14 protein-coding genes are annotated in these 17,160 nt (G+C 67.5%); 11 read left to right on the forward strand and 3 right to left on the reverse strand.

The genetic code is table 11. The features are described 5' to 3' along the window. From ACOJTD_RS26140 to ACOJTD_RS26155, 4 genes are all read left to right on the forward strand, one after another. Positions 1 to 460, forward strand: a 460-nt coding sequence (locus ACOJTD_RS26140) for a Spy/CpxP family protein refolding chaperone (RefSeq protein WP_420135760.1), incomplete at its 5' end; no start/stop codon positions are given. Between the two features lie 218 nt (positions 461 to 678). Beyond that, entirely contained in the window at positions 679 to 2,019 is a 1,341-nt protein-coding gene (locus tag ACOJTD_RS26145) for a tetratricopeptide repeat protein (protein ID WP_420135761.1), read from the forward strand. 68 nt (positions 2,020 to 2,087) lie between these two features. Further along, complete coding sequence (locus ACOJTD_RS26150) at positions 2,088 to 3,806, forward strand: FecR domain-containing protein (protein WP_420135762.1); 1,719 nt, start codon at positions 2,088 to 2,090, stop codon at positions 3,804 to 3,806. A gap of 216 nt (positions 3,807 to 4,022) precedes the next feature. Next, positions 4,023 to 6,302, forward strand: coding sequence for a CHASE2 domain-containing protein (locus tag ACOJTD_RS26155; protein ID WP_420135763.1), 2,280 nt, complete (start codon positions 4,023 to 4,025; stop codon positions 6,300 to 6,302). Between the two features lie 51 nt (positions 6,303 to 6,353). Here the strand turns inward: ACOJTD_RS26155 and ACOJTD_RS26160 are convergent, their stop codons facing one another. Both ACOJTD_RS26160 and ACOJTD_RS26165 read right to left on the reverse strand, forming a co-directional pair. Continuing rightward, complete coding sequence (locus ACOJTD_RS26160; protein ID WP_420135764.1) at positions 6,354 to 6,590, reverse strand: hypothetical protein; 237 nt, start codon at positions 6,588 to 6,590, stop codon at positions 6,354 to 6,356. Between the two features lie 129 nt (positions 6,591 to 6,719). Beyond that, entirely contained in the window at positions 6,720 to 8,141 is a 1,422-nt protein-coding gene (locus ACOJTD_RS26165) for a sensor histidine kinase (protein WP_420135773.1), read from the reverse strand. Between the two features lie 383 nt (positions 8,142 to 8,524). On the opposite strand from ACOJTD_RS26165, the gene ACOJTD_RS26170 reads away from it, so the two are divergent. Both ACOJTD_RS26170 and ACOJTD_RS26175 read left to right on the forward strand, forming a co-directional pair. Next, on the forward strand, positions 8,525 to 10,255 hold the full coding sequence (locus tag ACOJTD_RS26170) for an FAD-binding protein (RefSeq protein ID WP_420135765.1): 1,731 nt from the start codon (positions 8,525 to 8,527) through the stop codon (positions 10,253 to 10,255). Further along, a complete protein-coding gene (locus ACOJTD_RS26175) occupies positions 10,252 to 10,587 on the forward strand; it encodes a 2Fe-2S iron-sulfur cluster-binding protein (RefSeq protein WP_420135766.1) in 336 nt (111 codons plus the stop codon). The genes ACOJTD_RS26170 and ACOJTD_RS26175 overlap by 4 nt, the downstream gene beginning before the upstream one ends. 74 nt (positions 10,588 to 10,661) lie before the next feature. Here the strand turns inward: ACOJTD_RS26175 and ACOJTD_RS26180 are convergent, their stop codons facing one another. After that, complete coding sequence (locus tag ACOJTD_RS26180) at positions 10,662 to 11,327, reverse strand: DUF1847 domain-containing protein (RefSeq protein WP_420135767.1); 666 nt, start codon at positions 11,325 to 11,327, stop codon at positions 10,662 to 10,664. A gap of 400 nt (positions 11,328 to 11,727) precedes the next feature. Here ACOJTD_RS26180 and ACOJTD_RS26185 point away from each other — a divergent pair, with 400 nt between their 5' ends. Genes ACOJTD_RS26185 through ACOJTD_RS26205 form a run of 5 tightly spaced genes read left to right on the forward strand, consistent with a single transcriptional unit; the run spans position 11,728 to position 16,822 of the window. Further along, positions 11,728 to 12,804, forward strand: a complete 1,077-nt coding sequence (locus ACOJTD_RS26185) for an ABC transporter substrate-binding protein (protein WP_420135768.1) — start codon at positions 11,728 to 11,730, stop codon at positions 12,802 to 12,804. 7 nt (positions 12,805 to 12,811) lie between these two features. Then, positions 12,812 to 13,825, forward strand: coding sequence for an ABC transporter permease (locus tag ACOJTD_RS26190; RefSeq protein WP_420135769.1), 1,014 nt, complete (start codon positions 12,812 to 12,814; stop codon positions 13,823 to 13,825). Beyond that, a complete protein-coding gene (locus tag ACOJTD_RS26195) occupies positions 13,819 to 14,613 on the forward strand; it encodes an ABC transporter ATP-binding protein (RefSeq protein ID WP_420135770.1) in 795 nt (264 codons plus the stop codon). Before ACOJTD_RS26190 ends, ACOJTD_RS26195 begins: the two co-directional genes overlap by 7 nt. After that, a complete protein-coding gene (locus ACOJTD_RS26200) occupies positions 14,610 to 15,200 on the forward strand; it encodes a cysteine dioxygenase (RefSeq protein WP_420135771.1) in 591 nt (196 codons plus the stop codon). Before ACOJTD_RS26195 ends, ACOJTD_RS26200 begins: the two co-directional genes overlap by 4 nt. A 44-nt stretch (positions 15,201 to 15,244) precedes the next feature. Next, entirely contained in the window at positions 15,245 to 16,822 is a 1,578-nt protein-coding gene (locus ACOJTD_RS26205; protein ID WP_420135772.1) for a rhodanese homology domain-containing protein, read from the forward strand. Positions 16,823 to 17,160: the final 338 nt, after the last annotated feature.

Below are 17,160 nucleotides of genomic sequence, written 5' to 3' on the forward strand. Positions count from 1 at the left end.
GCGCAAGCAGGCGCGCGAGGCCGCCAAGGCGGCGAAGGCCGCGCAGGCCAAGGGTGCCGTGGCGCCGGCCGCTGCCGCGACGCCCGCGGCTGCGCCGGTGGCGCTCACCGCCGAGCAGATCGTCGCCAATTCGGACGCCAATATCGCGCGGATCAAGAGCGAGCTGAAGCTGACGCCGGAGCAGGAGAAACACTGGGGGTTGTTCTCCAGCGCGATGCACTACCTCGGGCAGCACGGCGCCGAGCGGCTCGAATTGCGCAAGGCGCGTGCGCAGCGCGACCCGCCGGACGATATCGTCGAGCAGATGCGCAACGAGGCGCAATTCCTGTACGACCGCGGCGCCGATCAGCGCGCGGTCGCCGACGCCGCCGAGCCGCTGTTCGCGACGCTGGACGACAAGCAGAAAGCGATCTTTGTCACAGAGATGGTCCGTCTCAGCACCGAGCGCGGTCTCGACTAAGTCCGCGCTGCTCAAATCCGCGGCGAGTTGTGTGATCTCGTTCAATTTCAGGACATTGCGTGCGTGTCCCGCGTGACACAAAAGCCACGACCGCAGGTAATCCCGCCGGGACATCGCAAAAAAGGATACCGCTGTCCGAACGTTCTCAGCAAAATCCCGACCCATTAGCTCGGACAACGAGCAAACGGTTTCGATCGTATTTGATTTCGGGGTGCTGCGTGACGTTTCGAGCCACCATGTTGGGCCTGCTTGCGGCGACCGGGATCGCCGTGACGGGCGCTGCCGCCCAGCAGAGCGCGCCCGCGCCGAAGCCGGTGTCCGCGGTTTCCGCGACGCCGGACTACGACACGCTGTTCGCGCGGATGTATCAGCGGCCGTCGGATCTCGACGTCAGCTTCAAGTTCGCCCACGAGGCGGTGGCGCGCGGTGACTACGAGGCGGCGATCGGCGCGCTCGAGCGCATGCTGTTCTTCAATCCGGATCTGCCGCGGGTGAAGCTCGAACTCGGCGTCCTGTATTTCAAGCTCGCCTCCTACGAGATCGCGCGCGGCTATCTGCTCGACGCCATCAAGGGCAGCAACGTACCGGCCGAGATCCGCGCCCAGGTGATGGCGTATCTGTCGGAGATTGACCGCCGGCTCGCGCCGTACGAATACAGCGTGTTTCTGCATTCTGGCATGCGCTACCAGACCAACGCCAATATCGGCCCGAACGGGCTGCAGGTGCGGGCGCTCGGCCAGGACGCGATCCTCGATCCGCGCTACGGCAAGAAGCCCGACTGGAACACGTTCCAGACCGTCGCGGCGACCTACGCCTACAAGCTCAATCTGCGCGGCGATGCGATCGAGACGTCTTTCCTCGGCCTCAACTCGCGGCAGATGACGCAGAGCCGCTTCAATCTCGGCCTGGTCGAAGTCACCGCCGGCCACCGCATCGGGCTCGGCCAGGACTCCTCGTTCAAGTACTACGCGATCGGCGACAAGGTCTGGCTCGGCGACTACAGCTATTTCAACGCGCTCGGCGGCGGCCTGTCGGCGCGCACCCAGCTCGGCGGCCTCGGCCTGGTCGAAGGCTATGTCGAGACCCGGCACCGCCGCTTCAGCGACTCCAATTACTTCCCGACCGCCAGCGACCAGACCGGCGATCTGCTGACCGCCGCGATCCTCACCGACTTCCGCTGGGGCGGGCTGCACTGGACGACGCGTGCGGGCTTCGACGGCAACAAGGCGATCGCCGACTACAACAGCTACAAGCGCTACTCGATCGACGTCGCGCTGCCGATCGAATTCGTGCTGCCGGTGTTCGGCGCGCCGCGCGCCTTCGTGTTCGCGCCGACCGCGGGCTTCAGCCAGGCCAACTATGAAGCGCCCAACTTCATCGTCGATCCGGTGATCGTGCGCCGCGACCAGGAATATCGCTACGGCGCGATCTTCGATGCGCAGCTCGTCGACAATGTCGGCCTGCGCACCCAGGTGACCTACACCAAGATCGACTCCAATCTGCCGAATTACCGCACCAACAACCTGTCGGCCTCGATCGGCCCGACGCTGCGTTTCTGAGGAGGTCGGCGATGTACGGGATCATGTCGTCAGCCACTCACCGCCGTCATGCCGGCACGAGCCCGGCCGTGACGACGGGGATTGCGGGCGCCGGCCGCAGCGTGCTCGCCGCGGTCCTGACTGTGGCGCTGCTCGGCAGCAGCGCGCTGGCGCAGGAGGTCGGCAAGGCCTCGGCGGTGAACCCGAACGCCACGGCGAACCTGCGCACCATCACCATCGGATCGTCGATCACCCACAAGGAGCGGATCCAGACCACTTCGGCGGGCTCGGTGCAGTTGCTGTTCGTCGACAAGACCTCGATGACGATCGGACCGAACAGCGATCTCACGATCGACGAATACGTCTATGACCCGAACGCCGGCAGCGGGAAGCTGGCGGCGACGCTCGGCAAGGGTGCGCTGCGCTTCGTCGGCGGCCAGATCAGCCACACCGGCGACGCCGAGATCAAAACCGCGTCCGCCACCGTCGGCATCCGCGGCGGCGTGGCGCTGATCGGCACCAATCACGTCTATGCCGGCTACGGCACCTCGACGGTTACATCCGGCGGCAGCACGGTGTCGCTCGGCGCCGGCGAATACACCGCGCTGCAGGGCGGCCAGCCGCCGTCGCCGCCCGGGCCGCCGCCGCCGAACTTCGTGCTCAACCAGATCCGGCTGTTCCAGAGCGGCAGCGGCCAGAGCGGCGGCGTCGCCCGTGGCACCGCGTCGCCCGCCAACGTGCAGCGCGCCGAGAGCCGCGCCACCGGCACGCCCGGCGGCTCGGTGGCGGGTTCGCTGACGCCGGTTCCGCCGCCGCCACCCCCGCCGCCGCCGGTCGCAGCCTCGCTCAACCAGACCATCCAGACCTCGACGCAGCAGGCGGCCGCCAAGCAGGTCGCGCAGGAGAGCATCGCAGCGCGTCCGTCGATGACGCTCTCCGGCTTCGTCGGTGCGCTGATGACGACGATCACCAACAGCTCGACCTATTATTCAGGCCCCTCGACCGGCATCGCCGTCGGCACCGCCCGCGTCGCGCTCGATGCGACGAGCGGTCGGGTCCAGGCGAATTTCGACGGCGGCGTCGCGCACGGTCCCAACTCGGGCTATCTGCCGACCACCTTCAACTATCAGTTCGGCTCGACCGACCCGTCGCTCGACGGGCAGAGCGGTTATGCCGACTACGGCAATTTCGCCGCGGGCGCTGCGATCGACAAGACGGGCAAGCCGCTGTCGACCATCAATGGCCTGCCGATCACGGATCAGACCGGCGCCATGGTCACGGTGACCCGCGACCAGGCGCGCCAATATGCCGACGAGGGCGGGACGACGACGAACTTCTGCGATTGCGATTACACCCGGTGGGGGCTGTGGGCGAGCCAGAGCAAGCAGGGGCCGTATCTCGACACGGCGCTGGGCTTCTGGGTCGCCGGGCGGCCGACCACGGCAGGTGAGGTGCCGCTGAGCGGGCAGGCGACCTATGGCGGCCACGTCATCGCCAACATCGAGAACGCCGGCAGCAACTATGTGGCGACCGGCAATTTCAGTAACACGGTGAACTTCGGTTCGCGCACCGGCCAGGTGACGGTGACCGGCCTCGACAGCACCAACTATGCCGGTCAGGTGCAGTTCATGCAGGACCCGCGCTACTTCGCCGGCTCGCTGGCCGGCGATGCCGGCGCGCGGCAGATGGCGATGACCGGGAGCTTCTTCCGCGGCGTGAACAGCCCGGTGGGGGAGATGGGCGGCGCCGTCGCGATCTCCGGTGCCAGCTATCTTGGCTCCGGCATCTTTGCCGCGAAGATGAAGTAGCAGGGACGGCTGGTTGCTTCGATCGGATAGGCCGCGCTAAACAGTCGGGGCCGGCGTGATCCTGAAAGCCTGACCGCCCATGCGATCGATCGACACCATCGCCCAGCCATGCGTCGTCAGGCCCGGCCTCGTGACGCGCATCCGCATGTCGAGGCGGTCGCCGCAGTGGCGGCGTCCGAGTGAGATAATGCCGCCTGCGAGCACCGGACCGGCCTCATGCGGCGGCTGAGCCGCGACGCCTATCCGTTTCTCAGCCGCGCCACGCTGGTCTGGGTGCGGCTGCGGCGGCTGGCGCGCAACAAGTCGATGCGCGCGGTCGCGGCGGCGCTGGCGGCGCTGATCCTGCTGACCGCGCTGCGCGCCTACGATCCGCGCATCGTCGGCGAATTGAAGGAACGTGCCTTCGACGCCTATCAGCGGCTTTCGCCGCGGCCGGTCGCCGACCTGCCGGTGCGGATCGTCGATATCGACGAGCCATCGCTGGCAGCGTTCGGGCAGTGGCCGTGGCCACGTACGCGGCTGGCCGCGCTGACCAAGCGGCTCGGCGAACTCGGCGCCGGCGTGGTCGCCTACGACATCATCTTCTCCGAGCAGGACCGCACCACGCCGGGGCGGCTCGCCGGCGAACTCGGCGATGCCGATCTGCCGGACCGCGACCTCACCATCGCGCTGCTCAAGAGCCTGCCAGATCACGATGCGAGCTTCGCACAGGCGATGCAGGCGACGCCGACCGTGCTCGGCTTCGCGGCGATCAGCGCGCGCAACACCACGCGGCCGACGGTGAAGACCGGGCTCGCGGTGGTCGGCGTCACCCCGACGCAGGTGCTGCCGCCGTTCCGCGGTGCGGTCGCCAACCTGCCGCTGCTCGATCAGGCCGCCGCCGGCATCGGCGCGATAAACCTGTCGGCACGCGACCGCGCCGGCGTGGTGCGCCGGCTGCCGATGCTGATGTCCGACGGCGCGCAGGTCTATCCCAGCCTTGCGGTCGAGGCATTGCGCGTGGTGCAGAACCAGAAGGGCATCGTGGTGCGTGGCACCGGCGCCAGCGGCGACGCCGACACCGGCCACGCCGCGCTGGTCGACATGCGGGTGGGGCAGTTCAAGCTGCCGCTGACCCGCGACGGCGAGGTCTGGGTGTATTTCAGCCGCGAGCGGCCGGACCGCACCGTGTCGGTCAAGGACGTGCTCGATCCGGCCAAGGACGCCGAGATGCGCGCCCGGTTCGAGGGCACCATCGTGCTGGTCGGCACTTCGGCGTCGGGTCTGCTCGACGCCCGCGCCACGCCACTTGGACAGGTCGTGCCGGGCGTGGCGATCCAGGCGCAACTGATCGAGCAGATCATCGCGCAGGACTTCATCGAGCGGCCGGACTGGGCGGACGGCTTCGAGATCCTCGCGACGCTGCTGCTCGGCACGCTGGTGACGGCACTTCTGCTGATCGCCGGCGCGCGGTTCTCGCTGATCGCGTGCGGCCTTGTCATTCTCGCTGCGGTCGGCGGATCATGGATCGCGTTCTCGCATTTCCGCCTGCTGATCGATCCGGTGTATCCGTCGCTGGCGACACTCGCCACCTATGTGGCGGTCGAGCGCGTGCTGCATGTCGCCTCGGTGCGCGAGAAGACCTTCGTGCGACAGGCATTCGGGCAGTATCTGGCGCCGGCGCTGCTGGCCAAGCTGGAGCAATCCTCCGAGGCGATGCGGCTCGGCGGCGAGATGCGCGATCTGTCGGTGATGTTCATGGACGTGCGCGGCTTCACGCCGATCTCCGAGACGCTGAGCGCGACAGAGCTGGTCGATTTCATCAACACGCTGCTGTCGCCGCTGTCGGACGCAATCCAGGATGAACTCGGCACCATCGACAAGTACATCGGCGACTCGATCATGGCGTTCTGGAATGCGCCGGTCGATGTGCCGGATCACGCCGCGCGCGCCTGCCGCGCCGCGCTGCGGATGCGCGCCGTGGTCGAGCAGCTCAACGACGCCGACGCGTTCGGCTTCGCCGCGCGCGGGCTCGCTGACCCGGTGGTGCGCATCGGTGTCGGCATCAACACCGGCACCGCCTGCGTCGGCAATATGGGATCGGCGAAGCGCTTCAACTACTCGGCGATGGGCGACGTGGTGAACGTCGCGGCGCGGATTGAAAGCGCCTCGAAGGAATTCCGCAGCGACATTCTCGTCTCCGAAGACGTCGTCCGCACGGCGCCGGGCATGGCGCTGCTCGAAGCCGGCGAAATCATGCTCAAGGGCAAGTCGAAACCGACCCGACTCTACGCGCTCGCCGGTGACGAGGCTGTCGCCGCGACACCGGAATTCGCAGTTTTGAAGACGCTCCACGCTGCGCTCCTGGCCGCCATCAAGGCCGGCGATCGCGCGACCGCGGCCGCGGCGCTCGAGCAATGCCGTGCCGCCGCCGGCCCCGCACTGTACGGGCTGTACGTGCATTTCGAGATGCGGCTCGCCGACCTTCCGGCGGCAGGCCGGCAGAGCGCGGAGTAGTTCCTGCCGCACCTCGAGGCGATACGCGCCGGCGCGTTGAGCGAGTAATATTCAGCAGCCGCGACAGATGCTCTTCAGCTTCGACAGCAGCTTGTCGCGCTCGTCGGATGCCGCCTTGACGTAGCTGTCGTTGCCGTGACGGCCGGTGGCGAAGCGGCCGTGATGCAGACCCATGCCGCCATGCATGTGGAAGCCCATGCCGCCACGCGCTTGCGCGGCGAGGGGCGTTGTCAGCGCGGCGGCGAGGGCCGCGGCGGTCAAGGCGCGGTTGAAAGCGGTGTATCGCATCGGGCGATTTCGAACCGCGATTGCGGCGGAAGTGGCGTGGCGCAAGTCACGGTGCTGCTTGCTGCTTCGACAAGGGGGCGCGGCAAGTGTGTCCAGCGATGTCTGAGGCCGCGCGCGAAGTGGCCTGCGTCAGCTCGCCTGCACGGTCGCGTCCGGTAGCGGCAGCGGCTCGACTTCGGCGCTCGGCAGCGTGAAGCTGAACACGGTGCCGCCTTCCGGGGGCGTCGAGACGCTGATCGACCCGCCGTGGGCCTGGATGATGGTCTGCGAGATCGACAGGCCGATGCCCATGCCGTCCGGCTTGGTGGTGGCGAAAGGCTGGAACATGCGCTCGGCGATCTGCGAGTCGAGGCCCGGGCCGGTGTCGGCGACCACCACTTCGACCATGCCGGCCGGGGCGACACGGCTGCCGATCTTCAGCCGGCGCTCGGGTTCGTCGCGCATCGCCTCGAAGGCGTTGCGGATCAGATTGAGAAACACCTGCTGCACCTGGACCTTGTCGACCAGCACGCGGTCGGTCGCCGGATCGAGCGCGAGCGTGATGTCGACCGGGCGGTCGCGGGTGACGACCGAGGCGAGGGCGAGCGCGTCTTCGGCGATCGCCCGCAGGCTCTCGATGGTCTTGTCGGTTTCGCCGCGGCCGACGAAGTCGCGCAGCCGCTGGATCACCGCGCCGGCGCGCAGCGTCTGCTGCGCGGCCTTGTCGAGTGCCGCGCCGATCTTCGCCTTGTCGGGATGGCTGCTGGCCTCGACCAGGCGCCGCGAGCCCTGCACGTAGTTGGTGATCGCTCCAAGCGGCTGATTGAGTTCGTGCGCCAGCGCGCTCGACATCTCGCCCATGGTGCTGAGCCGTGCCACCCGCATCAGTTCGGCCTGCAGGCTCTGCAGCCGCTGATCGGCCTCCTGCTGCCGCGCCGCCGCGCGCTGATGCTCGAGCAGGAACGCCGCGATCGCCGCGCTGGCGACCGCGAGGATCAGCAGGCAGGCGGTGATCAGCGCCGCCGCGAGGCTCTCGCGGTCGTGCTTCAGCAGCCGTTCGGTCAGCAGGGCCTGCTCGACGCGCGTCAGCGCCGTCAAACTGGTTTCGACGCGTTCGGTCAGCCGGTCGGAACGGGCCTGCTCGAGAATCTCCAGCGCCTCGTGCATGCGTTCGGGGCCGAGTTCGATGACGCGGCCGAGCTGGGCGGTGCGCATCTCGACGAATTGCCGCAACTCGTCGACCCGCGCGACGTGTTCCCGGTTGTCGCCGACCAGCGCGCGCAGGCTGTCGAGCCGCGATCCGAGCGCCTCACGGGAGCGCTGATAGCTCTCGCTGTAGCTGTCGATTCCGGTGAGCAGATAGCCGCGCTCATTGGTCTCCGCTTCCAGCACCGCACGTTGAATACCGGCGATCGCCAGCAGCACGTCGTTGGTATGCTGCACCCACGAAAAGCTGTCGCGCAGCCGCATCAGATTGAGGAACAGCGCGCCGGCGATGACGATGAACAGCAGCAGCGTCGCGCCGAGCAGCAGCGGCGCCTGGGTTGAAGTTGCGAGCGATTTGCGAGGCATAGCAGTCATTGGACCAGTGTCCGGCTACCCTAGGTCGCACGCTGCCAAACCTCAATGCGCTGAAGGGCGACCTTCGGCCTACCAGCGTGCGGTCGCACGCCGCGGTCAACCGCCGTTGTTTCGGGCGAAGCGCCTTGAATGTGAGTGCCAACGAGGCGGTTCCGTGCCGACCGAACCGGCTGCCGACGTTCATTGCGAGAGCATGTCGCTCAAGGGGCGAGCAGCGCAAACCGCGTTGTCCACATCGCCGGGCGCGATCGCTTTTTCGCTGGCGTGCATGTCTCCCATGCTTTGACTTGGCCCGGCTGCGTCAAGACAATCCTCGGATACCGCGCTGCACGCGGCGAGCGTCAGCGGGCGCGACGTAGGGGTGATGGAGAACGATGGTCAATCCAAGTACGGCCCGCGACACAAGCCGGGACGCGAGTCATCTCGCGACCGACGTTCTGATCATCGGGGCCGGTGGCGCCGGTATGTATGCGGCGCTGGAGGCGGCGCGCGAGGGCGCTTCGGTGCTGCTGGCGGATCGCAGCCTGATCGGCCGCGGCGGCGCCACCGTGATGGCGCAGATGACGGTCGCGGCGGCGCTCGGCGAGCAGACGCCGGATCATTGGGAGCATCATCTCGCCGACACGCTGAATGCTGGACGCGGCCTCTGCAATCCGGAACTCGCAGCGCTGCTGTGCGAGGATGGTCCGCATCGCCTGCGTGAGATGGACGACTGGAAAGTCGGCTGGGCACGCGAGGACGGCCACATCAAGCAGGCGCAGGCGCCGGGCCACGACCGCCCGCGCTGCGCCTATGTGGACTTCCTCTCCACCGGACCGGCGGTGTCGCGCACGCTGCGCACCCAGCTCAATACTGCGAGCGGCATCCGGCGCATCGGCGATCTCGCAATCATCGATATCGCCGTGCAGGACGGGGAAGCCTGCGGTGCGACGGCGCTGCATCTCACCACGGGCGAAGTCGTGACGATCGCCGCCAAGGCGGTGGTGATCGCGACCGGAGGCCTGACGCGGCTGTATCGGCGCAACAGCGCGTCGTCCAACATGAGCGGCGACGGCTACGCGCTGGCGTTGCGCGCAGGCGCCGAACTGATCGATATGGAGTTCGTGCAGTTCTTTCCGATCGGGCATCTGGCGCCGCGGCTGGTCGGCATGGACCCGATCATGTGGGATCCGTTCCGCTACAAGCTCGGCGGCAAGCTGCTCAATGCCGAGATGCGCGAATTCGAAGAGGATTACGCGACGCGCGACACCCGCAGCGACGGACGCTACGTGCTCACCCGCGATCTGGCGACCTATGCGATCACCAAGGAGGTCGAAGCGGGGCGAGGTAGTCCCGCGGGCGGCGCGTATCTGAGTTTCCAGCACGTGCCGGAAGCCGACATCCGTCGCGCCTTCGGCCCGGTGGTCGACCGACTCGCCGCCAATGGCATCGATCTCGCCCGCGGGCCCGTCGAAGTCGCGCCGATCGCGCATTATCATATGGGCGGCGTTCGGGTAGATACCGAGCTTGGAACCTCCGTGCCCGGGCTCTATGTCTGCGGCGAGGCGGTGGGCGGCGCCAATGGCGCGAACCGCCTGTCGGGGAATGCGATCACCGAGGCGTTCGTGTTCGGCGCGCGCGCCGGCCGCAACGCCGCGCGTCATGCTGCACGAACGACGTCGCCATGGTCCGCCGATGCGGCGCGCCCGACGCTCGATCTGCTCCGTGGCACTGCATCGCCGTCACAGGCCAACCCCGCGGCCCTGATCGCGCACTTGCAGGCGCTGATGGCCGAACTCGTCGGGCCGTTCCGCACCGACGACAAGCTCCGCCGCGCCATCACCGAACTCGCTGCGCTGAAGCAGCAGGTCGGCCAAGGTCCGTGGCCGGCGCCGCGCGGCTACGGCTCCGAACTGCTCGACTGGCTCGATCTGCGCAACATGGTGCTGGTGGCGCAATCCGTGGCACTGCCCGCGCTGGCCCGCACCGAGAGTCGCGGCGCGCATCAGCGCGAGGATCATCCGGGCCAGGACGAGGCGTGGACTCTTAACCAGGTGATGACGTTGTCGGACGGCGAGCTGAGCCTGACGCGCACTGCGTCCGTGAGCGGAAAGGCTGCGGCATGAAAGCGACGCTTCACATTCAACGCGGCAGCCCGGGCGAAGCCTCACGGGTCGAAAGCTTCGAGGTGACGTTCGAGGCGGGGCAATCGGTGCTGGACGGCTTGCGCGCGCTGCGCCTCACGGCCGATCCGACGCTGGCGTTTCGCTACGCCTGTATCAACGCCAACGCCTGCAAGGAGTGCATGATGCTGATCGACGGCGAGGTCGATTACGCCTGCACCGTACGCCTCAAGGAAGGCGTCACCGCGCTGGCACCGCTGCCGAAGAAGACGCTGGTGCGCGACCTCGTTACCGAGATCGCGCCGCCCGACGAGCGGCTGCATCGGCGTTCCTGATCCCTCTCGCCGCAGATGCACTTCGCGCGGGCGACATCGCCCCCGCGTGGGGGACTTGGTTCGGGCACGCCGGTTCACAGCTCCTGCAGCCGCTGCTTGTCGAGCAGCCGGCTGCTGTAGGTTTTGATGGTGTGAAACGCCGCGACCGGATTGTGGCTCAGCACCCGGTCCTTGACCACCAGCGTCGTCACCGGCGCCTCCGCGTGACGGATGAACAGCGAGTCGTGGCCGACGCATAGTCCCATGATGACGTTGAGCTGGGTATTCTCGCGATTGAGCAGCCGCGCCTGCAGCACCGGATTGCAGCAGGCCTCATGGCCGCATTTGATCTTCAGCTCTTCGGGAATGCCGACTTCGGTCTTGTCGATCGAACCGACCTTGCACAGCGCCGTGCGCGTTTCGAAGCCGGCGAGGCGAAGGATGTCGACGAGAATTTTGGTTTCGTCGATCAGGCCGATGCAGGTGGCGATGCCGATCCGCTGCGCACCGATGCGCCGGGCGAACGCCACCGTCTCTTCGATCCGGTTCAGCTTGCAATAATACAGGCCTTCGACCTCGGCGGCGGCCCGGGCGAGCGTGCCGTCCAGTCCGTTGCCGGAATACAAATCGACCAACTCGGCGCGTTCTTCGCCAGCGAGATCGGTGGTGGCGCAGATGCCGGGATAGCGCTTGTCGTGGCGGTAGCAATTGTATTGCCCGCACTCCGAGCAGGTGACGACGTCGGGCTTCGGCTTGGCCATCGATGAGATCCTGATGTTGGCGTGATCGATCGCGAACTAGCCGAGCCAAGTCGCGCGTGCAATTCGACCCTCGATCGATGAGGACGACGCTTGCGCGAGGAGAACCGGTGCGGGAGTGAGTTGATCTCTCGCGACGTACCGCGATGGAATGATATTCGCGGGCCGGACGTCTTTGCTCATCAGGCGCCGGCGGGCGGCGGCTATCTTCTCTGCTCGGCACGACATTTGAAACCGCGTTTCATTGACCGATTAGTCGCGGCCGCACGATCATGTGCGCACGGACTTTAACGGAAGCGGTCGCGCCCGCGAGCGCCCGTCGTCCCGAGCGGCACTGCTGGTGGTCACGGCGCCGGCTCGGGACGACGCGTGTCATTCCGCGTCATGATGTGAAGGGGACTCCATGAGCAACCAAACGGGACATCGGCTGAGCCGGCGCTCGCTTCTGCTGGGCGCCGGTGCCGGCGCGTTGATTGCGCCGATCGGCGTGCAGGCCTTTCCGGGGCGCCCGGCCGCATTCGATTTCGACAGCGCGCCGATCTGCCGGACCGCGGGTGAGGCAACGCCGCTGACGGGCGCACCGCGCAAGCTCAAATTGTCGTGGAACGCCAACGCGGTGTGCTCAGTGCAAGTGCCGGTCGCGGTGGACCACGACTTCTTCAAGAAACAGAATCTCGATGTCGAGCTGGTGAATTTTTCCGGCTCGACCGATCAGTTGCTCGAGGCGATCGCCACCGGCAAAAGCGACGCCGGCGTCGGCATGGCGCTGCGCTGGTTGAAGCCGCTGGAGCAGGGCTTCGACGTCAAGATCGTTGCCGGCACGCACGGCGGCTGCCTGCGCGCGATCGCGCCGACCAAATCGGAAATCACCAAAGTCACGGACCTGAAGGGCAAGGTGGTGGCGATCGACGATCAGGCCGGGCCGAGCAAGAACTTCTTCGCGATCCAGCTGGCGAAGGCCGGCATCGATCCGAACAAGGATGTCGACTGGCGGCAGTATCCGGGCAATCTGGTGCGGCTGGCGGTGGAGAAGGGCGAAGCGCAGGCGGCGCTGTCGTCGGATCCGCTGGCCTACGCTTTCCTCAAGGACGGCGAATTCCGCGAGATCGGCTCCAATCTCGATGGCCTGTATCGCAACGTCAGTTGCTGCATCGTCGGCCTGCGCGGTTCGCTGCTGCGCGACGATCCGCAGGTCGCGCGGGCGCTGACCCAGGCGCTGCTCGATGCGGCAGAGTTCTCGTCGAAGAATCCGGACAAGGCCGCGAAGTCGTTCCTACCTTACGCGCCGAAGATCGTGACCGAAGACGATCTGCGCGAACTGATCAATTATCACACCCACGATCATCACCCGACCGGCGCGCATCTGAAGCAGGAGCTGAAGCTGTACGCCGACGACCTCAAGGTCGTGTCGGTGATCAAGCCGTCGACGGACACCACCAAGTTCGCCGACAAGATCTATGCCGACGTGTTCAAGGTGTGAGGATCCGATGTCCGAAGCCCTCGATCTCGCTGTAGCCACCCGGCCGGCCGGCCCCAGCCTGTCGCTGTTGCGCGCCGTGCGCGGCCGCTTCGTCGGCTTCGCCGCGAGCCTCGCCTGGCTCGCCTTCGGTCTGTCCTGCCTGTGGCGAGAGGATGTCGGCGACTGGTCGCGCACCCAGGACGTGGCGATCGCGGCGCTCGTCATCGGCGTAGCCATCGCGGTCGCCTCCGTCGCGGCCTTCTGGTCGCGCCGCGTCGCCGACACCGTGCAGCGACGGGCGCCGTGGCTGGTGCTGCTCGGCGTCTGGCTGGCCGTGTGGGAGGTGCTGACGGCGAAGCTCGGCCTGCTGCCGCTGCCGTTCTTCCCGCCGCCGCAGGCAATCGTCGAGGTCTACACCGACGATCTGCAGAAGCTGTTCGACAGCGTATTCGCCTCGATCAAGCTGCAACTCGGTGGCTACGCGATCGGCGCGCTGGCCGGGTTCGTCACCGGCGTGTCGATCGGCTGGTCGCGCGCGATCGGCTATTGGGTGCATCCGGTGCTGCGCTTCATCGGGCCGCTGCCGGCGACGGCGTGGCTGCCGATCGCATTCTTCGCATTCCCGACGAGCTGGAGCGCCTCGACCTTCCTGATCGCGCTCGCCACCGGCTTCCCGGTGACGGTGCTGACCTGGTCGGGCGTCGCCAGCGTCAGCAACGCGTACTACGACGTGGCGCGCACGCTCGGGGCCAAGCCGTCGTTCCTGGTGTTCAAGGTCGCGATCCCGGCGGCGCTGCCGCATGTCTTCGTCGGCCTGTTCATGGGGCTCGGCGCGTCGTTCGCGGTGCTGGTGGTGGCCGAGATGATGGGGGTGAAGTCTGGCCTCGGCTGGTACCTGCAATGGGCGCAGGGCTGGGCGGCCTACGCCAACATGTATGCGGCGCTGCTGGTGATGTCGCTGCTGTGCTCCGGCGCGATCACGGCACTGTTCAAGGTCCGCGATCGTCTCCTGGTCTGGCAGAAGGGTGTGGTGAAATGGTGAGTGCGCTCGCGGTGAAACAGGAGGCGCCGGTCGCCGGCGCCTCGCTCGAGGTCGACGATGTCAGCCATCACTTCGACATCGACGGCAAGCCGCTGCCTGTGCTCGATCGCGTCTCGCTGACCGCGCAGCCCGGTGAGTTCGTCGCGCTGCTCGGGCCGTCCGGCTGCGGCAAGTCCACGTTGCTGCGGCTGGTGGCGGGGCTGGAGCCGCCGCGCGCCGGCCGGCTGTTCGAAGACGGCCGTCCGATCACCGGACCCAACCCGTCGCGCGTCGTGGTGTTTCAGGATCCGACGCTGTTTCCGTGGCGCACGGTGTGGAAGAACGTCGCGCTCGGGCTGGAGGCGCAGGGCATCATCAAGTCCGAGCGGCACCGCGTCGATGCGGCGCTGCAGCTGGTCGGCTTGTCCGGCTTCGCCAACGCCTATCCGCATCAGCTCTCCGGCGGCATGGCGCAGCGCGTGTCGCTGGCGCGCGCGCTGGTCAACGATCCGGATATTCTCATCCTCGACGAGCCGCTCGGCAAACTCGACTCATTGACACGTCTCAGCATGCAGACCGAAATCGTGTCGCTGTGGCAGCGCAACGGCTTCACGACGCTGCTGGTGACGCACGACGTCGAGGAGGCGCTGTTTCTCGCGCAGCGCGTGGTCGTGTTCAGCGAACGACCTGCCAAACTGAAAGCCGACATCGCGGTCGATCTTCCGTATCCGCGCCATCGCGGGGATCCGCGGCTCGCCGATCTGCGCCGTCAGATTCTCGGCTTGCTGGGGCTCGACGCCACTTGGTGAGCCCCCGGCCGTACAAGCTGCGCGACTTCGTGATCGCGTTCACCCGGCTGATCGACCGTGCGCCGCCGGAAGCGGAGGCGCTCGGCGTGGGGCGGCGGCTGCTCGTCGATCTGGTGAGCCGGGACGACTGGTTGCCGGACGCCTATGCGCAGCCGCATCCGCAGTACTATCAGCAGTATCTGCTGCACGCCGATCCGCTGGAGCGGCTGTCGATCGTCAGCTTCGTGTGGGGGCCGGGGCAGCGCACGCCGGTGCACGACCACACGGTGTGGGGACTGGTCGGCGTGCTGCGCGGCGCCGAATTGTCGGAGAGCTACACGCCGCATCCCGAAGGCGGCTTCGAGATCGGGCCGACGGAACGCATCGACGCCGGCGAAGTGGTTGCGGTGTCGCCGCGCATCGGCGACATTCACGCGATCGCCAACGCCTATGACGATCGCCCCTCGATCTCGATCCACGTCTATGGCGGCAATATCGGCGCGATCCGCCGCTCCGTGTTCGATCCGGCGACCGGCGCGCGCAAGCCGTTCGTGTCGGGATATGCCGATGCCGCCGTTCCCAACCTGTGGGACCGCTCGAAGGAGTAGACTGCCCCGATGACGATTTCCGGCTTTCTTGCAAAGACTGCGCTGTGACCCGCACCGTTTCGTTCGCCGAGGTTCGCGCCGCGCTGATCGACGGCCGCGAAATTGCGTTGCTCGATGTCCGCGAGGAGGGGCCGTTTTCGCGCGGCCATCCGCTGTTCGCGGTGCCGCTGCCGCTCGGCCGCATCGAACTCGATGTGCTCGACCTGGTGCCGCGCCACGATGCGCCGATCGTGCTGTATGACGACGGCGAGGGGCTGGTCGCGCGCGCAGCCGCGAAGCTGAGCGAACTCGGCTACAGCAACGTCGCGGAGCTCGAGGGTGGTCTCGACGGCTGGCGGCGCGCCGGCGGCGAGCTGTTCATCGACGTCAACGTGCCGAGCAAGGCGTTCGGTGAACTCGTCGAGGCGACCCGGCACACGCCCTCGCTGCCGGCCGCCGAGGTCGAGCGGCTGATCGCCGGCAATGCCGATGTCGTCGTGCTGGATTCCCGGCGCTTCGAGGAATATCGCACGATGTCAATCCCGACCGGCACCAGCGTGCCGGGCGGCGAGCTGGTGCTGCGCGTGCAGGATCTCGCGCCGCGTCCTGAAACGACCGTGATCGTCAACTGCGCCGGTCGCACGCGCTCGATCATCGGCACGCAGTCGCTGATCAATGCCGGCATCCCCAACAAGGTGTTCGCGCTGCGCAACGGCACGATCGGCTGGACGCTCGCGGGCCTGCAGCTCGATCACGGCGCCCAACGCCGCTTCCCCGACCTGTCGGACGAGGCGCAGCGGCTGGCCCGCGAACGGGCGCAGGCGCTGGCGCGGCGCGTCGGGCTGCGGAGCATCGACCGCGCCACGGTCGAAAGCTGGCGCGACCGCCGCGACGTGACTGTGTATCTGCTCGATGTCCGTACGCCGGAGGAGTTTGCCGCCGGCCATGTTCCGGGATTCCGCTCTGCGCCTGGCGGGCAATTAGTCCAGGCGACCGACGAATGGGTCGGCGTTCGCCACGCGCATCTGGTGCTGTTCGACGACGACGGCGTCCGCGCGACGCTCGCGGCGTCGTGGCTGATCCAGATGGGCTGGCGCAACGTGTATGTGCTGCAGGGCCCCGTCGACGGTGAACAGGAAACCGGAGCGCGTCCGCCACGGCGACCGCCGCTGCCGACCCACGGGCTTTCGACGCTGACGCCACAGGCGCTTGCGGCCGACCTCGCGCAATCGACCGTGATCGACCTCGCGCCGAGTCCGCGGCACGCGGCCGCGCATATTCCCGGCGCGTGGTTTGCGGCACGGGCGCGGCTGCCCGAGGCCTTGCGGCGGTTGCCGGGAGAAGGTCCGCTGGTCCTGACATCCTGGGATGGCGTGATCGCGCAGTTCGTGGCCGGCGAGCTGCGGGCTCTCACCGATCGGCCGATCGCTGTGCTCGGCGGCGGCACGCAGGCGTGGGAGGCCGCCGGCCTGCCGCTGGAGCGCGGCATCACGCATGCAGCGCACGACGTCGACGATGTCTACAAGCGGCCCTATGAGGGCACCGACAACGCCGCCGCCGCAATGCAGGCTTATCTCGATTGGGAATTCGGCCTGGTCGAGCAACTCGGCCGCGATGGCACCCACGGCTTTCGGGTGCTGTGATCGACGTTCTCCGACTCACAGCTCGATTGAAGTTGACCCGAGACGGCGGCTCGCAGGAGGCGTCGTCTCTCGCTCGCGTCGTCGTTCGATATGCGCGGTCATGGCCTGGCCCCGGCCATCCGCGTACGTGTCGCGAGCGGGGCAGACTGCGGATGCCCGGCGCAAAGGCCGGGCATGATGAAGAGAGACCGTGTCCGATTGCGTGAGTTCAGTCGGCGCTAGTCACAGACTGATCGTGCGTCCTCACGATGCGCGCGGCGACCAGATCTTCACCGCATCGGTCTTCACCTTGGTCGGGATTAGCCCCTCGGCGAAGAAGGCGTCGGCGATCTTCTGTT

This window comes from Rhodopseudomonas sp. (assembly GCF_048594845.1).
Lineage (GTDB): Bacteria > Pseudomonadota > Alphaproteobacteria > Rhizobiales > Xanthobacteraceae > Rhodopseudomonas.

Excerpts from the sequence above, each read along its gene's own strand:
- ACOJTD_RS26155 (WP_420135763.1), top strand. The coding sequence starts at position 4,023 with ATGCGGCGGCTGAGCCGCGACGCCTATCCGTTTCTCAGCCGCGCCACG.
- ACOJTD_RS26160 (WP_420135764.1), bottom strand. The coding sequence starts at position 6,590 with ATGCGATACACCGCTTTCAACCGCGCCTTGACCGCCGCGGCCCTCGCC.
- ACOJTD_RS26165 (WP_420135773.1), bottom strand. The coding sequence starts at position 8,141 with ATGCCTCGCAAATCGCTCGCAACTTCAACCCAGGCGCCGCTGCTGCTC.
- ACOJTD_RS26170 (WP_420135765.1), top strand. The coding sequence starts at position 8,525 with ATGGTCAATCCAAGTACGGCCCGCGACACAAGCCGGGACGCGAGTCAT.
- ACOJTD_RS26175 (WP_420135766.1), top strand. The coding sequence starts at position 10,252 with ATGAAAGCGACGCTTCACATTCAACGCGGCAGCCCGGGCGAAGCCTCA.
- ACOJTD_RS26180 (WP_420135767.1), bottom strand. The coding sequence starts at position 11,327 with ATGGCCAAGCCGAAGCCCGACGTCGTCACCTGCTCGGAGTGCGGGCAA.
- ACOJTD_RS26185 (WP_420135768.1), top strand. The coding sequence starts at position 11,728 with ATGAGCAACCAAACGGGACATCGGCTGAGCCGGCGCTCGCTTCTGCTG.
- ACOJTD_RS26190 (WP_420135769.1), top strand. The coding sequence starts at position 12,812 with ATGTCCGAAGCCCTCGATCTCGCTGTAGCCACCCGGCCGGCCGGCCCC.
- ACOJTD_RS26195 (WP_420135770.1), top strand. The coding sequence starts at position 13,819 with ATGGTGAGTGCGCTCGCGGTGAAACAGGAGGCGCCGGTCGCCGGCGCC.